General features: G+C 72.9%; 15 protein-coding genes. 8 read left to right on the top strand and 7 right to left on the bottom strand.

Going from position 1 to position 14,291, the window contains the following annotated elements:
• Positions 1 to 35: 35 nt before the first annotated feature.
• Both A3IC_RS0117425 and A3IC_RS0117420 read right to left on the bottom strand, forming a co-directional pair.
• The gene (locus A3IC_RS0117425; RefSeq protein ID WP_020551331.1) at positions 36 to 497 is read right to left on the bottom strand and encodes a carboxymuconolactone decarboxylase family protein; all 462 of its coding nucleotides are present in this window, start codon (positions 495 to 497) and stop codon (positions 36 to 38) included.
• Between the two features lie 131 nt (positions 498 to 628).
• Positions 629 to 1,078 carry a phospholipase gene (locus A3IC_RS0117420; RefSeq protein WP_020551330.1) on the bottom strand — a complete coding sequence of 150 codons (450 nt, stop codon included), beginning with the start codon at positions 1,076 to 1,078 and terminating at the stop codon, positions 629 to 631.
• A 569-nt stretch (positions 1,079 to 1,647) separates the two neighbouring features.
• Here A3IC_RS0117420 and A3IC_RS0117415 point away from each other — a divergent pair.
• Positions 1,648 to 2,163 (top strand): GNAT family N-acetyltransferase, encoded by a 516-nt coding sequence (locus tag A3IC_RS0117415; protein WP_026218376.1) that lies wholly within the window; start codon positions 1,648 to 1,650, stop codon positions 2,161 to 2,163.
• A 100-nt stretch (positions 2,164 to 2,263) separates the two neighbouring features.
• Here A3IC_RS0117415 and A3IC_RS0117410 read toward each other — a convergent pair whose 3' ends face one another.
• Positions 2,264 to 3,010 (bottom strand): SDR family oxidoreductase, encoded by a 747-nt coding sequence (locus A3IC_RS0117410; RefSeq protein ID WP_020551328.1) that lies wholly within the window; start codon positions 3,008 to 3,010, stop codon positions 2,264 to 2,266.
• 84 nt (positions 3,011 to 3,094) lie between these two features.
• Here A3IC_RS0117410 and A3IC_RS0117405 point away from each other — a divergent pair, with 84 nt between their 5' ends.
• Entirely contained in the window at positions 3,095 to 3,568 is a 474-nt protein-coding gene (locus tag A3IC_RS0117405; protein WP_020551327.1) for an RrF2 family transcriptional regulator, read from the top strand.
• 126 nt (positions 3,569 to 3,694) lie between these two features.
• Here A3IC_RS0117405 and A3IC_RS0117400 read toward each other — a convergent pair whose 3' ends face one another.
• Together A3IC_RS0117400 and A3IC_RS62370 are read right to left on the bottom strand one after the other, a co-directional pair.
• On the bottom strand, positions 3,695 to 5,386 hold the full coding sequence (locus A3IC_RS0117400) for a purple acid phosphatase family protein (protein ID WP_020551326.1): 1,692 nt from the start codon (positions 5,384 to 5,386) through the stop codon (positions 3,695 to 3,697).
• Complete coding sequence (locus A3IC_RS62370) at positions 5,383 to 6,150, bottom strand: hypothetical protein (RefSeq protein WP_020551325.1); 768 nt, start codon at positions 6,148 to 6,150, stop codon at positions 5,383 to 5,385. Before A3IC_RS62370 ends, A3IC_RS0117400 begins: the two co-directional genes overlap by 4 nt.
• A gap of 451 nt (positions 6,151 to 6,601) precedes the next feature.
• Here A3IC_RS62370 and A3IC_RS0117385 point away from each other — a divergent pair, with 451 nt between their 5' ends.
• The 5 genes from A3IC_RS0117385 to A3IC_RS0117365 all read left to right on the top strand — a co-directional run bounded on the left by A3IC_RS0117385 (position 6,602) and on the right by A3IC_RS0117365 (position 11,283).
• Positions 6,602 to 6,787 (top strand): FAD-dependent oxidoreductase, encoded by a 186-nt coding sequence (locus A3IC_RS0117385; protein WP_020551323.1) that lies wholly within the window; start codon positions 6,602 to 6,604, stop codon positions 6,785 to 6,787.
• Between the two features lie 163 nt (positions 6,788 to 6,950).
• Complete coding sequence (locus tag A3IC_RS0117380) at positions 6,951 to 7,718, top strand: glycosyltransferase (protein WP_158695984.1); 768 nt, start codon at positions 6,951 to 6,953, stop codon at positions 7,716 to 7,718.
• Positions 7,715 to 9,487, top strand: coding sequence for a hypothetical protein (locus A3IC_RS0117375; RefSeq protein WP_020551321.1), 1,773 nt, complete (start codon positions 7,715 to 7,717; stop codon positions 9,485 to 9,487). The genes A3IC_RS0117380 and A3IC_RS0117375 overlap by 4 nt, the downstream gene beginning before the upstream one ends.
• Positions 9,477 to 10,106 carry a SigE family RNA polymerase sigma factor gene (locus A3IC_RS0117370; protein ID WP_245599336.1) on the top strand — a complete coding sequence of 210 codons (630 nt, stop codon included), beginning with the start codon at positions 9,477 to 9,479 and terminating at the stop codon, positions 10,104 to 10,106. Before A3IC_RS0117375 ends, A3IC_RS0117370 begins: the two co-directional genes overlap by 11 nt.
• Before the next feature lie 7 nt (positions 10,107 to 10,113).
• On the top strand, positions 10,114 to 11,283 hold the full coding sequence (locus A3IC_RS0117365; protein WP_026218375.1) for a hypothetical protein: 1,170 nt from the start codon (positions 10,114 to 10,116) through the stop codon (positions 11,281 to 11,283).
• A gap of 300 nt (positions 11,284 to 11,583) precedes the next feature.
• Here A3IC_RS0117365 and casB read toward each other — a convergent pair whose 3' ends face one another.
• Entirely contained in the window at positions 11,584 to 12,237 is a 654-nt protein-coding gene (gene casB / locus A3IC_RS0117360) for a type I-E CRISPR-associated protein Cse2/CasB (RefSeq protein ID WP_020551319.1), read from the bottom strand.
• A 473-nt stretch (positions 12,238 to 12,710) separates the two neighbouring features.
• Between casB and A3IC_RS0117355 the strand changes: the two genes are divergently transcribed.
• Positions 12,711 to 13,628: an LLM class flavin-dependent oxidoreductase gene (locus A3IC_RS0117355; RefSeq protein WP_026218374.1), complete on the top strand. Its 918-nt coding sequence runs from the start codon at positions 12,711 to 12,713 to the stop codon at positions 13,626 to 13,628.
• Positions 13,629 to 13,746: 118 nt separating this feature from the next.
• Here A3IC_RS0117355 and A3IC_RS54980 read toward each other — a convergent pair whose 3' ends face one another.
• Positions 13,747 to 14,289, bottom strand: coding sequence for an HAD domain-containing protein (locus A3IC_RS54980; RefSeq protein WP_020551317.1), 543 nt, complete (start codon positions 14,287 to 14,289; stop codon positions 13,747 to 13,749).
• Positions 14,290 to 14,291 lie beyond the last annotated feature (2 nt).

Genomic DNA, 14,291 nt, shown 5'->3' with positions numbered 1-14,291 from the left:
GTCGGGTCCCGTCGTACCGCCACCGCCGGGTGCGGTCAGCTCCAGGTCGCGCCGGCGGGCTCCTGGATGGTGGTGTTGATGCGATTGAAGAAGTTCGTCACCGAGATCATCAGGATGATCGCGGCGAGCTGCTGCTCGTCGAAGTGGTCGGCCGCCTCGTCCCACAGCGCGTCCGAGACGGCCTGGCCGGAATGGTCGGCCAGCCGCGTCGACGCCTCGGTCAGCGCCAACGCGGCGCGCTCGGCATCCGTGAAGAACGGCGCCTCGCGCCAGGCGGCCACCGCGTGCAGCCGCTCGTCGCTCTCGCCGGACTTCTTCGCGCTCGTCACACCGGCGAACACACAGGCGCCGCAGCCGTTGATCTGGCTGGCGCGCAGGTGGACCAGCTCCAGGATCTGCGGCTGCACACCGCCCGCGTACATCGCCTTGTAGATGTTCTGGATCCCCTTCATCGCGTCGGGCAGCACCATCGCGGGGTTCTTCATCCGAGCGGTCATGACGTCTCCTCCAGTGCGTGGGCGAGCCGGTCGGCGATGCCGTTCCGGCCCTGCGGCGTCCTACACAGCACTGACGGAGCAACCCGCGAACGTGTGACAGGGAACAGGAGGAAATCTTTTGACCGCGCTCGTCAGCCCAGGACCTTGACCGCCTGGTAGTACGTCCAGGCCGTGCCGTTGCACGCGGTGCGGGTCGCCCCGCCGTACTGGGCACACACCCGCTTGAGGTCCTCGTACAGGGCGCTGTCCACCCGCGCCTTGTTGGCCGGGAACGTGCCTGCCGCCTTGTAGTTGCGGTATCCGAAGTCGTGCCGCGCACAGGAGACCTGGAACGGGAAGCCGAACGGGTTGTCGGGGGAGCTGGAGCAGTAGTCGGTGGACCAGTCGAAGCCGTAGGCCGCCCACGCGCCTTGGTTCTGCCGCGCCGAGTACCAGGCGTTGTAACTGCCGGCGCTCGTCTGGGTCCAACCGGACAACACTTGGGGCTTGTCGGCGGGCGCGGCCTGGGCCGGCGCGGTCGCGCCGACTCCGGCGGCGACCGCCATCGCGGTGGTGGCAAGAATTGTGGTCAGCCGACGCATCGCATACCTCCAGGATGCCGGCGTCCTCGTACGGAACGCCGAAGCAGGGGTGAGCAGCGGAACTCCGCCCGTCGAACTCCCCCACCGTCGATCCGGGTTGCGGGTCGAGCGAGGGAGGGACGAAGAGCGGAACCCATCTCACCGGACGAAACGGTCCACCGTCCATGCCTCGACGTCATTACGCCGAGAAGGCATCCGCCCGCTCCCTCCCGTTCGCCCACGATCGATGTCGGCGGCACGTGCCGGACGCGCACCCGAAGCGCGCGGCCCCGACGACCGGCTTGCGGCGATGGGCGCCGGAGATGTCCGGTCGGCTGGACAGGACGGGTCGACGGCGCGTGGGAGCCGGAGCACGGCGGGCGGCGCGATCCGGCGGGCGCCCTCCCCAAGTACCGCCCTCGTTTGGTAGGTTCCACCGACGCGCGATCACGCGTGCTCGCCACCGCGACAAGGGAGGTTGATGAATATGGCCCGCGCCGGGTTTCACCGTCATGCCCTTGTCCGGGTCGCGCACGCGTAGCAACTACGTGGCAGCCGACCCGGTCGTCTCGAACGACCCGGAGTGTTGCGTGTCTTCCTCTGTTTTTCCCACCGATACGAACCTGACCACCGAGCGCCTCGTGCTGCGGCCGTGGGCCGCCGGTGACATCGCCGCCGTACTGGCCGACGCGCGGTCGGCGCACTGGGCGGCCGACTTCCCCGCCGAAGGCGATCGTGTCATCGCCGGTTTCATCGCCGAACAGTTCGCCGACCCCACGGTGTCCGGCCACCGCCTGATCATCGAGCGGGAGACCGGCCAGGTGGTCGGCAGCATCGGCATGATGTGGCCGCCGAGTGAGGGTGCCCTGGAGATCGGCTACGGCGTCGTCGCCTCGCGGCGCGGCCGGGGCTATGCCACCGAGGCCACCCGGGCCCTGGTGGCATACGCGCTGACCCTCCCCGAGGTGCACACCGTGTACGCCGACGTGGAGTCGGCCAACCCGGCCTCGATCCGGGTACTGGAGAAGGCCGGCCTGCGGCGCCGAAGCGGCGACGCGGACATCGCGCGCTTCGACACCGCGGACGCGAACTCGCACCGGTCGTAGCACGCCCGGGAACGGGCCGGCGGCAGCCTGCCGCCGGCCCGTTCCCGGTCCTGCTCGGGGCGCCGACTCCCGGGCTGCGGGGCCGACTTCCCGGCGACTTCTACCGCTGCTCCGCGAGCCACTGGTCGAAGGTCGTCGGGGCGATGCGCGCGCCCTCGGCCGGCAGCATGACGTCGCCGGCCATCTCCGGACCGAACAACGACGACCACGTCGGCACCAGCTTCACCGCGTGCCCGCGCGCCTCGTTCGTGCGCCGGGCCATGTCGACCAGGTCCTGGGTCTCGGGCCCGGCGACGTCGGCATGCCGGCCCTGCGGCTCGCCGGTCACGATCTCGGCGAGCACGTCGGCCACGTCCGCCGGGGCGATCGGCTGCACCAGCAGCGGCGCGATCATGGCGACGCCGTCCTGCTCGGTCCAACTCGCCACCATCGCGGCGAAGTCGTGGAACTGCGTCATCGGAACGATCGTCCACGGCACCGCGCCCTCGGCGATCACGCGCTGCTGCTCCCGCTTGCCCGCGTAGTGCGCGTTGCCCTCGACCCGGTCGATCCCGACGATCGACAGCAGCACGTGGTGTCGGACGCCGGCCCGCTGCTCGGCGGCCAGCAGGTTCCGCGTGGTGGTGCCGAAGTACGCCACCGTCTCGTCCCGATCGGTGGTCGCCGGGCCGTTCGTCACGTCGACCACGGCGTCGACGCCGGTCAGGGCCTCGTCGAGGCCGTCGCCGGTGACCAGGTCCACGCCGAGCGAACGGCTGATCCGCACCACGTCGTGGCCGTTTCGCTCCAGGGCGGCAACGGTGAGCGCGCCGATGTTTCCGGTCGCGCCGGCAATTGCGATCCGCATGATGATCTCTCTCTTTCTTTCGCTGCGCCGGGAACGATATCATGGACTAAATAGGTCCACAATCTCTACGATAGACTGGGGCTCATGAAGCTGCCCGGGAGCACCGAATGGGTCTTGCACTGCGCCGCGTCGCTCGGCCAACTCGACCCCGGGGCCAGTGCGTCCACGACCCAGCTCGCCGAGTACTACGACCTTCCGGCGCCGTATCTGGCCAAGCAGTTGAAGGCCCTGGTCCGGGCCGGCGTGCTGACCGCGACCACCGGCCCCAGGGGCGGATTCCGGCTCGCCCGGCCCGCTGCCCGAATCACCCTTCTGCAGGTGGTCGAGGCCGTCGACGGCACGTCCTCGCCGTACGAGTGCCGCGAGATCCGGCAACAGGGACGCGGCGCGCTGCCGGCCGACGACTGCCGGGAGACGTGCGTCCTGGCGGCGAGGATGGCCGATGCGTACGAGGCGTGGCGCAGCAGTCTCGCCGGGGTCACGCTCGCCGACATCCTCGACTCGCTGCCGCCGACGGCTCCGGCGCGCACCCGGGCCCGCCTGACCGGAACGACCTGACACGCGGCGCGCACCGGGCGTACCGGGCGCGAACGAGCGTGATCCGGCGCCGACTTCCCGAACCGGCCGCAAGCGACACCGGCGGAGCGTCCGTGTCATCGCCCCGCCCGGCGCCGCCTCGCCCGCTCAGCCACCCGTGCCGGTGCCCCGCTCGCCCGCGCTCGCGGACGGGATCGGCGCACCCGCGACTCGGACCAGCGTGATCGTGTCGATCTGCGCGCCCGTGGCGCCGAGAGTGCGGACCGTCATCGTGGTCTCCCGCCCGGCGGCGGCCGGTCGCACGTCGACGGCGACGAAGGCATTGCCGCGAAACCGCACGCGCGACCACTCGACGGTCTCGTTCACCTTGCCGGCCCCGGTGTGGAAGCCGCCCTCGACCGCGTCGGTGACATCGGCGGGTCCGCCCGCGTACGTCTCCGGCGCGGAGAACTCGTAGCCGCTCTTCCCGCCGCTGCCCACGGTCAGGTAGGTGGTGCCGTCCGTCGCCGGCCGGATCCGGTCGCCGATGTCGGCACGCCGGGTGCGCACTCCACCGCGCATCGGATCGGCTCGCTCGTAGACGTGGTTGTGCCCGTTGATCACCAGGTCGACCTGGTAGCGGTCGAACAGCGGGATCCACTCCTCCCGGATCGCGCCGTCCGAGACGTGGTCGGTCGCCGTGCAGTAGGCGCAGTGGTGGAAGAAGGCCACCACGAAGTCGATCCCGGGCGTGCGCCGCACCTGGGCCAGATGCCCGGCCAGCCAGGCCGTCTGGGCGCCGGCGGTGTAGCCGCGGTTGTGCGGGATCTCGTGCGAGACGTCGTTGGCGTCCAGGCTGACCACCGCGACGTTGGCGTAGCGGAAGCCGTATGTGGCATGCGCGTTGCGCGGCCCGTTGCCGGGTAGGTGCCAGCGGGCGAGGTGGCCGCCGTAGCCGTCCGGCGAGTACAGCGCCTCCATGTCGTGGTTGCCCATCGCCACCATCCACGGCACCGACGCGGCCACGGGGTCGATCATCCGCAGATACTCGTCCCACACTTCCGGCTGGAGCTTGTCCGCGCCGTCGGCACTGTGGTGGCTCGACGGCAGACCCGCGCCCGAGGCGGCATAGGAGATGTCGCCCGCGAGCAGGTGGAACACCGGGTTCTGCCGGAGCATCAGCGTCTGGTTGGCGGCGGCGCCGAACTCCACGCCCTCGTCACCGAACGCCGTGAAGGTGAACGGTTCCGGTACGCCGTTCGCCGCCGGTGCGGTACGGAACCAACCGGCGGTCGCGGCGACCGAATTCGCGTCCAGCCCCTCGTGACCGAGCGCGTAGTGGTAGCGAGTGCCCGGATCGAGCCCGTCCAGGGCGGCGTGCAGGTGGTACTGGTCGTAGTCGAAGTAGGCCGAGGCGGGGTTGTCGGCGTACTCGATCAGGTGCGAGTGCAGGTGCCGAATCTCGGCCGGCACCACCTGGTCCAATTGCCCGGGCGAGGTGCCCAGACGCAGGTACGGTCGGCGCACCGGCCGGGGCACCTGCCAGCTCATCGCCGCCTGGCTGCGCGGATCGGCGCCCAGGGCGAGATGCCGCCCGGAGGGCTTGAGCGCGTTCCCGTCGACGTAGTCCGTGCCCGAGAGCAGCGACGGCGCTCGGCGGACGCCGGCCGACGAGGACGTGCCGAACAGCGGAACGGCCGCGCCACCGAGGCCGATCGCGGTGAGCAGGCCGCGGCGCGAGACGGTACGGCGGCGGCTGCGCAGGTACTCGTGCTGTTCGGCGATGCTCATCGTCGCGGCGAGCCGGTCGGGTACGCCCGAGCGGGGCAGGTGGGGATTCCGGTCGGGGGCGGGGCTCATCGGGTGCTCCTGGAACGTGCGGCGAACAGCAGGACGAGGCCGGCGCCGAGCGCGGCGGTGCCGAGGAGGACGGGCAGGACCACATCGGCTCCGGTGCGGGACAGGCTGCCGCCGGCACCGGTCGCCGTCTCCGGGACGGTACCGGAAGAGGAGCCTCCGATACCCGATTTGCCGGAAGTGTCGGAGCCGCCGGATTCGGTCGGCGTCGAGGAGTGGGTCGGCCCGCCGGATGGCCCACCGGTCGGCGGAAGCGTCGGCGGACCGGTGGTCGGCGGGACCGTGCTCGGCGGCGTGCTGGAGGGCGGGACCGTGCTCGGCGGGTTGGTGGAGGGCGGAGTCGTGCTCGGTGGCGCGGTCGTCGGCGGCATCGTCGGCCGCTCCCGGCCCAGCGCCCAGCAGCCGCCGGCGGGCTTGAGCGCCGCCTGCTTCGCGCTGTCGCCGCCGTGGTGGTCGGCGCTCAGCGCGACCAGGGTCCACGCGTTCGGCACGACCGCCGCGGCCTGCGCGGGTCGGGTGCCGACCACATGTGCGGCGGCCCCCTCGGGCCACGGCTGTCCCCGGATCGGCCCGGCGCCGGTGGCCACCTCGTGCCGGGCGCCGGCCTCGTCGGCGAAGGTGAACACCGCCGAGGTGATCGTCGGTGCGCGCACCCCGCCGTCGCCCAACACGGCCGTGAACACGGCTCGGTCGGCGGGCACCCGCCATTGCGCGGCCGTGACGCACGACTCGGGCAGGTCGCCCGCCTTGACCGCCGGGCCCGCCACGAGGCGTGCCGTACCGGGCCTTCGTCGGTCGGGCTCGGCGGCACCCCGGTCGCGGGGTCGGTGGGCCCGGAACTGCCGCCGCCGGGCGCGGGGAAGCTCCCCGCCCGGCCCTCGCCGTGGTCGCCGACCACGAGCACACCCTTGACGGGTGTCGCGCCCGACGGCACGGCGAAGGTGAGCGAGGTGCCGTCCGCGGCCACGTGCAGCGCGTCGCCGGTGACGCGCTCGGGCGAACCGTCGACGTACGCGCCGAGCCCGCCGGCGTCCAGGCCGGTCCCGGTCACCGTGACCGTGGCGCCCGGCCCCACTCCGGGCGGGTCGAACCCGGTGACGGTGGTCGTGGGCAGCGCCGGGGTCGCGAGGCGGCGGTGCGCGCGGATCTGGGCGCGGTGTACGGGGTCGACACCGCCGACTGGGAGCCGATCGCCACGTATACGACGCGTTGCCCGCGATGCCGCCGCCGTGGCCGCTGACCCGGACCTCCCGCTTCGCTCCGGGCCGCTACGTGTGCGGCGACCATCGCGCCACCGGCTCGGTCCAGGGCGCGCTCGCCTCCGGCGCCCGCGCGGCCCGCGAACTCCTCGCCGGCCACGCCGCCGGCCGCCCGGCCGGACCCGGCGACGCCCGGCGGTCGTAGTCGGACCGTGGGGATCCCACCGCCGAGCGGTGTGGGTCGCGTCGGGGCCGACTCCCTCCACACCCCGGTGTGACCCACGTCATACAACGCGGCCCGAAGGCCACCGTGTCACAGGGTTGTGAAGCGAACTCCTTGCGGGACCGAGTTGTCGGTCGTGATACCCGTGTTCAACGAGTCGCGGCGGCTGCCGGCGACACTGTCGGCCGTACTCGACCATCTCCGCGGCGCCGGGATCGACTGGGAACTGATCGTCTCCGACGACGGATCCACCGACGATACTCACGCCGTCGCCGCGGCCGCGGCCGGGCACGACCCGCGGGTGCGCGTGGTGCGGCATCCGGTCAATCGGGGCAAGGGGCACGCCGTGCGCCGGGGTGTCGCCATCACGCGCGGCCGGCGGGTGCTGGTGTGCGACGCCGATCTGGCCACCCCGATCGCCGAGTTGCACCGGCTTTGGGCGGCGTTGGACGACGGCGTCGACGCCGCGATCGGCTCGCGCGGCGAGGCGTTCACCGTGGATCGGCCGCCCGTACGGCGGATGTTGTCGGACGTCGGGGGCCGGCTCATCCGGGCTGTCGCGCTGCCCGGCACGGTGGACACCCAGTGCGGGTTCAAGCTGTTCGACGGCGCCAAGGCGCGTGCCGTGTTCGCGCTCGCGTGCGTGGACGGCTGGGCGTTCGACATCGAGGTGCTCCGGCTCTTCCTCGCCTCCGGCTGGAGCTTCGTCGAGGTACCGGTCGCGTGGACCCACCAGAGCGGCTCCAAGCTGCGGCCCGGACACTGCCTGGAGGTGCTCACCGACCTGGCCCGGGTCCGCCTGCGCCACGGTCGCCCGCAACGGCCCGGGACGGGGTCGGTACGCCCGGACGGAGGTTCGGACGCCTCCCGGGACCCTTTCCGCATCCCGCTGCCGCCGGGTCGGGTCGCGTGACCGCCGTACGCGAGGCCCTCGCCGCGCCGCGCGCGATCAAGCTCGCGCGCACCGGACGGGCCGCGGACACGCTCGCCTGCGCGGCCTACCTGGTGGCCGCGCTGCTGCTGTACCGCGGGCTGTGGGCCGGCGGCCCGGCCGGGCGCTACCTCGTGGACAGCGGTCAGGACCAGCGCCAGTGGGAGTGGTTCTTCGCGGTGACCGCACGCGCCGTGGCGCACGGCGAGAACCCGCTGACCACGACGCTGCAGAACCACCCCGCCGGGGTGAACCTGATGGCGAACACCTCGATGCCGGGACTGTCCGTCCCGCTCGCGCCGATCACCTGGCTCTTCGGGCCGGCCGCGACCTGGGCGATCGTGCTCACCGGCGGGCTGGCCGCGACGGCCGCCGCCTGGTACTACCTGATCTCCCGGCACCTGGTCGCCTCGCGGCCGGCCGCCGCCCTCGGCGGCGCCTTCTGCGCGTTCGCCCCGCCGATGGTCTCGCACGCCAACGCCCACCCCAACCTGGCCGTGCTGTTCGTGCTGCCGCTGATCATCGACCGGCTGATCCGGCTCGCCGCCGGCCGGCGGCCGATTCGCGACGGCATCCTGCTCGGCCTGTTGACGACGTATCAGATCTTCCTCGGCGAGGAGGCGCTGCTGCTGACCTCGACCGGCATCGCGCTGTTCGCGCTCACCTACGCGTGTGTCGCGCCGGCCGCCGCCCGCGCCGCGCTGCGCCCGCTGGCCCGCGGACTCCCGATCGGCGTCGCGCTGTGCGGCGTCCTGGTCGCCTATCCGCTGTGGTGGCAGTTCACCGGCCCGCAGAGCTACACCAACCTGCTGCACGGTCCGGCCGGCAACGACCTCGCGGCGCTGACCGCGTACGCCGACCGCTCGCTCGCCGGCGACATCGACGTCTCCGCGCGCCTGTCGATGAACCGCACCGAGGAGAACGCGTTCTTCGGCTGGCCACTGCTGATCCTGGCCGTCGCGATCACCGCGGCGCTGTGGCGCACGGCCCTGACCAAGGCCCTCGCCGGCGTGCTGGTCGGTGCCGCCTTGTTCTCGCTCGGTCCGGAGATCATCGTCGACGGCGAGCCCACCGGGATCTCCGGACCATGGCGATGGTTCGGACAACTGCCGCTGTACGAATCGGTGTTGGAGAGCCGGTTCACCATGGTGTGCGTGCCCGTGCTGGGCATCCTGCTCGCGCTGGGCGCCCAGGCGGTGCGCAACGCGGGCGATCGGCGGTTGTGGCTGCTGTGGTGCGTCGCGGTGCTCCAGGCGCTGCTGCCGCTGCTGCCGCAACCGCTGGCCACCGCGCCGCGTGAGCCGACCCCGGCGTTCTTCGCCGACGGGACATGGCGCCGCTTCGCCGGCCCCGGCCGGGCCATCGTGACGGTGCCGCTGCCCGATCCCTCCGACGCCCGCGCGCTGGGGTGGCAGGTCGACGCGGGGCTGGGCTTCCCGCTCGCCGAGGGCTACTTCGTCGGCCCGTTCGGACCGGAGCGGCTCGGCGGCTACGGCGCGGTCACCCGGCCCACCTCGCAACTCCTGCGCGAGGTGCGCGACGGCGCGGATGTGCCGGAGGTCACCGACACCGAACGTGCCCAGGCCCGCGCGGACCTCGACCACTGGCGTGCGGACGCGGTGGTGCTCGGCCCGCACGACCGCCAGGAGGCGTTGCGCGCGACGCTCGACCGGCTGCTCGGCCCGGGTGTGCCGATCGGCGGGGTGTGGCTGTGGGACGTTCGGGGAGGGGGTGCGGCCGGTGCCGGCTGAGCAGGCGGCCGCGTACCGTACCGGGGAGTTCGCCACCGGTACCGCGACGGAACGGGAAGGCGCTTCGACGGACGTCGGAGTACACGTGGAGGGTGGTCGGGTGCGGCGCAGCGACGAGCACGCGTACACCGAGTACGTGACCGCCCGCCTACCCGCCCTGCGCCGGGTCGCCCGACTGTTGTGCGGTGATCCGCACCACGCCGACGACATCGTGCAGAACACCATCACCCGGCTGTACGTGCACTGGCGGCGCGCGGCCGCCGCCGACGACCTCGACCGGTACGTACACCGCATGCTGGTGCGCGTGTTCCTCAACGAGCGCCGCCTCGCCTGGGCCCGGGTGCGGCTGATCGGCGCGCCACAGGACACCCCGGCGCCGCCCGCGCCGCCCGGGCCCGACGTGGAGACCCGGGACGCGGTGCGGATCGCGCTGTCCCGGGTACCGCCCAGGCAGCGGGTCGTTCTGGTGCTGCGCTTCCTGTGCGACCTGCCGGTCGCCGAGGTGGCCGAGATCCTCGGCTGCTCGCAGGGCACGGTGAAGAGCCAGACCGCGCAGGGACTCGCGCGACTGCGCACACTGCTGGACGGGCCGGTCGTGGCCCGCTGGGAAGGGGAGTAGGCCGGCCATGGACACCGACGAGCACGAGGGCGCCCGACTACTGGCCGCACTGCGCGCGACGCCGCAGACCGCGCCCGACGAACCCGGCGTCAACGTGGCCCGCGCGATCCGGGAGGGCCGGCGCACGGTCCGGGTCCGGCGTGCGCTCGCGGTGACGGGCGGCGCCGTCGCGGTGGCACTGGTGGTGCTGGCGACGGTGCTGATCGCCGCGCCGTTGCACAACGGCGCGATCGGCCCCGCCGCCGGCGGCACGTTCGACGTCGGGCAACGGGCCTTCAACGTGGGCTCGGGCGGCGGCTTCACACCGGTGCTGTACGAGACCGGCAAGTACCGCCAGCGGGTGGTCCTGGGCACGGAGAAGCCGGGTGGTCCGCCGGAGGTGGCGGCCACGCGGGCGACGGTGACGATGTACGCGCCGGACCGGCTGCCCGGTGGCGAGGCCGGCCTGGGCGCGCCGGCTCCACCCGTGAACGGGCGCCCGGCCGCGTGGTTGACCGGGCCGGATCCGGTCGAGGGCCGGATCCAACTGGCCTGGCAGTGGATGTCGGGCGCATGGGGGATCGCCTCGTTGGCCGGCCCCGCCGCCGATGCCGAGCGCGTGCGCGCGGTGGCCGAGAGCGTCGCCGCGGGCAGCCGCCGGCCGATCGGCGTGCCGGTGAAGCTGGATCGGGACCTGCTCGCCGCAGGCGAACACCTGACCTCCGTGGTGGCCTCGGTGGGCCGGCCGCCCGACGCCTCGGTGTACGCGCTGCGCTTCGGCGCCATCGACCCGCCGAACCTCGACGGCACCGACCCGCCCTGGTTCTCGGTCGGCATCGGCAAGCCGCCGATCGGTGACGACGGGCGCGGACCCGATCGGGTCACCCGCGCCGACGGCGCCTTCGTCGAGTCCGACCCGCCCCTCGACCGGACTCGCCTGTCCGCGATCCTGGCCGGCATCCGAACGGACGGTTACCCGTCGGCGGGCCCCACCGCACCGACGGACCCGCCGAGTAGCGCCGATTCGGAGTCGCCGTCGACACCGCCCTTCGGCCCGGAGACCAGCGCAACGTCCACAGGCCAGGCCGGCACTGCCCCCAACCCCACCACGAGCGGCACCCCAGGCCCGGGCACGAGCACCAGCACGAGCCCCGGCACGGTGTCAACCACCACAGACGGCCCGACAACGCACTCGTGAGCCCCCGGGCCCGGATCGCGCCGCCCCGGGCCCACCGGCGGGTACGTCGCCGTGCCGCCTCGGTGTCGCCGTCGCGTCGCCTTGATCAAGCGGTCCCGGACTGCGTCGAACGCACGTCATCACCATCAAGCGCGCGGTGGGCCGGAACGCGGAGCGGCTCACCGCGCTGGTACGCGCTTTCGGCACGTACGCGGAGAGTACGGTTCGATCGTCGCCGACCACGTCGTCGGTGCCGACCACATCGGGCGGCATCAGGTGTTCGCGGCCGTCGATTCGGCCGATCCGTCGCCGGCTCCCGGGTCACGCCGAGGTTGTCGCCGCATCGCCCCGGGCGTGGCCGGGGGCGGGTGCTCGCCGGTGCCCCCGGTCGCCGGGTTCGCCGTCGCCGAAGGGGGTTGCGCCCAGGTCGTGGAAGTCCTCCTCCCAGCGGTTGCGCGCGTAGCGGTGGCCGACCGGGGTCTCCCACCACAGCAGGTCCTTGGCCAGTCGGACGTGGTCGAGGGCGATGCACCTGCCGCGGAGCTCGGGCATCAGGCCATGCAGGCGGGCGACGAGTTCGTCCGTCGTGGCCGCCTCGACGGCGGCGTCGAAACGAGTGCGCCGGCGCCGTCGCACGAGGGTGCCCTCGGGCACGATCAGCAACGACAGGTCGCGGCAGGCGGCACCGATCGAGGTGCCGTCCGGACGATGCAGCGGCGTGGCGGTCCGCCCCTGGTGGAGCACGTACAGCGTGACCGCCTGTGCGATGGCCCGTGTCGCGCGCCGGCGTTCGAGGGTGTGCGGCAGGTGCGCGGTGATCGCCTCCAGGGCCGGCGCGCAGGGCCCCGCGTCGACGCCGGCCGGAAAACGCGCCGCCAGGTCCCGGTCGCCGTGGACGCGGACGAGGAACGTGTGCAACGCGTGCTCCCAGGGCGCCCAGTACGCGGAGACGCGCGGGATCGACGGCGCGGTCATCGTGCGCACTCGATCGGGAACGGCATGACGTGGTCCTTACTGCCGGCGTGCAACGAACGGATCCGGGTCGGCGTCGGCCCGGGCCGGTCTCCCCGCCCGGGCCGACGCCGCTCCGTCATGAATATGACGAATGAGGGCCGCCTTTTGTGACGGCCGGTGTCTCCGGGCCGCCGTCGACCGGGGCCGCGACGCGTGATGGACGCCCGCGCCGCGTCATGACGGCCCGCGCCGGGCAACGGACCGGACCTTCCACCGAGGCCGGCGGGCACTTCGTGGAGTCGGACGAGGCGGTGCGCGGACGCATTGTCGTCCGGTGGCGGCGATGCCCCCGCGCCGTCCAGGGCTGCGCGCGCGGTTGACCGACCGGCCTCGGCTCTCGACCCTGCCCGGCGCGCCATGTGCCGTCCCGCGCCACGAGCCGTACCGCGCCGCGACGGCCTGCGAACGCATGGCTCGCAACCTAGGATCGAAATATGACCGATTATGGGCGTCCGTTGGAGTTCGGTGTCTTTCCCACGCCCGACAGCTCACGGGTCGAGGAGATCCTCGCACTGGCGAGCATGGCCGATCGGGAGGGTCTGGATCTCGTCGGGGTGCAGGATCATCCCTACCAGAGCCGCTTCCTGGACACCTGGTCGCTGATGGCCGTGATCCTCGCGAACACCGCACGCGTGCACGTATTCCCGGACGTGGCGAACCTGCCGCTGCGTCCGCCGGCGGTGCTGGCCAAGGCGGCGGCCAGTCTGGATGTGCTCTCCGGCGGGCGATTCGAACTCGGCTTGGGCGCGGGCGCGTTCTGGGAGGCCATCGGGGCGATGGGTGGCCCCGCACGTACCCCCGGCGAGGCGGCGGGCGCGCTGGAGGAGGCGGTCGACATCGTTCGCCTGATGTGGTCCGCGGAGCGCTCCGTGCGCTACACCGGTCGGCACTACCAGCTCGCGGGCGTGCATCCCGGGCCCCGGCCCGTGCACCCGATGGGCATCTGGCTGGGCGTACTGGGCCCGCGCCTGCTGAACATGCTCGGGCGCAAGGCGGACGGCTGGTGCCCGTCCAACAGCTACGCGACGCCCGAGAGGCTGCCCGACATGCAACGCCGCATCGAAGACGGTGCGGCCGAGGCCGGACGCGATCCCGCCGACATCCGACGCGTCTACAACGTCTTCGGAGCCATCACCGACGGCCCCTCCAACGGCTTCCTGGTCGGCCCGCCCCGGCAGTGGGTCGAGGAACTGACCTCGTTGGTGGTCCAGTTCGGCATGGACACCTTCATCTTCGGCGCCGAATCCGACGACCCCACCCAACACCACCGCTGGGCCGCCGAAATCGCCCCCGCCGTCCGCGAATCGGTAACCCGCCACCGCGGCCACGCCGGACACACCCCTGCCGGGTGACCTCGAAGGACATGGGGCGCGTCAGATGTGCGCTCGAATCTGACGCGCGGGACACCCGAGGGCATCCGCGAGCACCGCCATCTCCTCGTCGCCGAACCACACGCGGCAGGAGTCGGTGTCAGGTCGTGCTCCGGAAGGGGGACGCGGCGTCGGCCCCGTGGAGCCATGTCGCGAGGGTGGCGAAGTCGGCTTCGGTCAGGCCCTGGCGGGCGTCGACGTGGTGGAGCAGAGCGGGGCCCTCGTGGTGGGTGGCGACCCAGGCCCGGTCGATGGCGGTGATCTCGTCGTCGACCCACACGAACGGGCGGCCCGCCGCCCGGACGACCAGGGCACGGGTCTTCCAATGCAGCCCGGCCCGCTCGTCCCGGTCGTCCACCTCGGTGTGCTCCGGCCAGACCACCACGGCCGACTCCGGCAGGCCGAGTCGGGGGGCGATGTACGTGTTCGCCTCCTCCATCCAGGCCGTGGCCCAGACCAGATCGCACCGCAGCCGCAACAGCCGGGGCCCGTGCCCGGGATCGAGCCTGGCCAACAGCGGGTTCGCGTCGGCGTCGCGGGCTTCGGGATCCGTGCCATGGGTGGGATACTCGGCCGCCCCGAACGGGAGCAGGGGTCCGTCGACGTCGAGAAAAAGCAGCGGACGCTGCACCGAACCGGTCACGC

The sequence above is a fragment of the Embleya scabrispora DSM 41855 genome (assembly GCF_000372745.1).
Taxonomy (GTDB): domain Bacteria; phylum Actinomycetota; class Actinomycetes; order Streptomycetales; family Streptomycetaceae; genus Embleya; species Embleya scabrispora.
This window is presented reverse-complemented; position numbering and strand designations above follow the sequence as displayed.

Coding starts and splice junctions, on each gene's coding strand:
- A3IC_RS0117385 (WP_020551323.1), top strand. CDS start 6,602: ATGCCGCCGCCGTGGCCGCTGACCCGGACCTCCCGCTTCGCTCCGGGC.
- A3IC_RS0117405 (WP_020551327.1), top strand. CDS start 3,095: ATGAAGCTGCCCGGGAGCACCGAATGGGTCTTGCACTGCGCCGCGTCG.
- A3IC_RS0117400 (WP_020551326.1), bottom strand. CDS start 5,386: ATGAGCCCCGCCCCCGACCGGAATCCCCACCTGCCCCGCTCGGGCGTA.
- A3IC_RS0117410 (WP_020551328.1), bottom strand. CDS start 3,010: ATGCGGATCGCAATTGCCGGCGCGACCGGAAACATCGGCGCGCTCACC.
- casB (WP_020551319.1), bottom strand. CDS start 12,237: ATGACCGCGCCGTCGATCCCGCGCGTCTCCGCGTACTGGGCGCCCTGG.
- A3IC_RS0117365 (WP_026218375.1), top strand. CDS start 10,114: ATGGACACCGACGAGCACGAGGGCGCCCGACTACTGGCCGCACTGCGC.
- A3IC_RS0117355 (WP_026218374.1), top strand. CDS start 12,711: ATGACCGATTATGGGCGTCCGTTGGAGTTCGGTGTCTTTCCCACGCCC.
- A3IC_RS0117425 (WP_020551331.1), bottom strand. CDS start 497: ATGACCGCTCGGATGAAGAACCCCGCGATGGTGCTGCCCGACGCGATG.
- A3IC_RS0117420 (WP_020551330.1), bottom strand. CDS start 1,078: ATGCGTCGGCTGACCACAATTCTTGCCACCACCGCGATGGCGGTCGCC.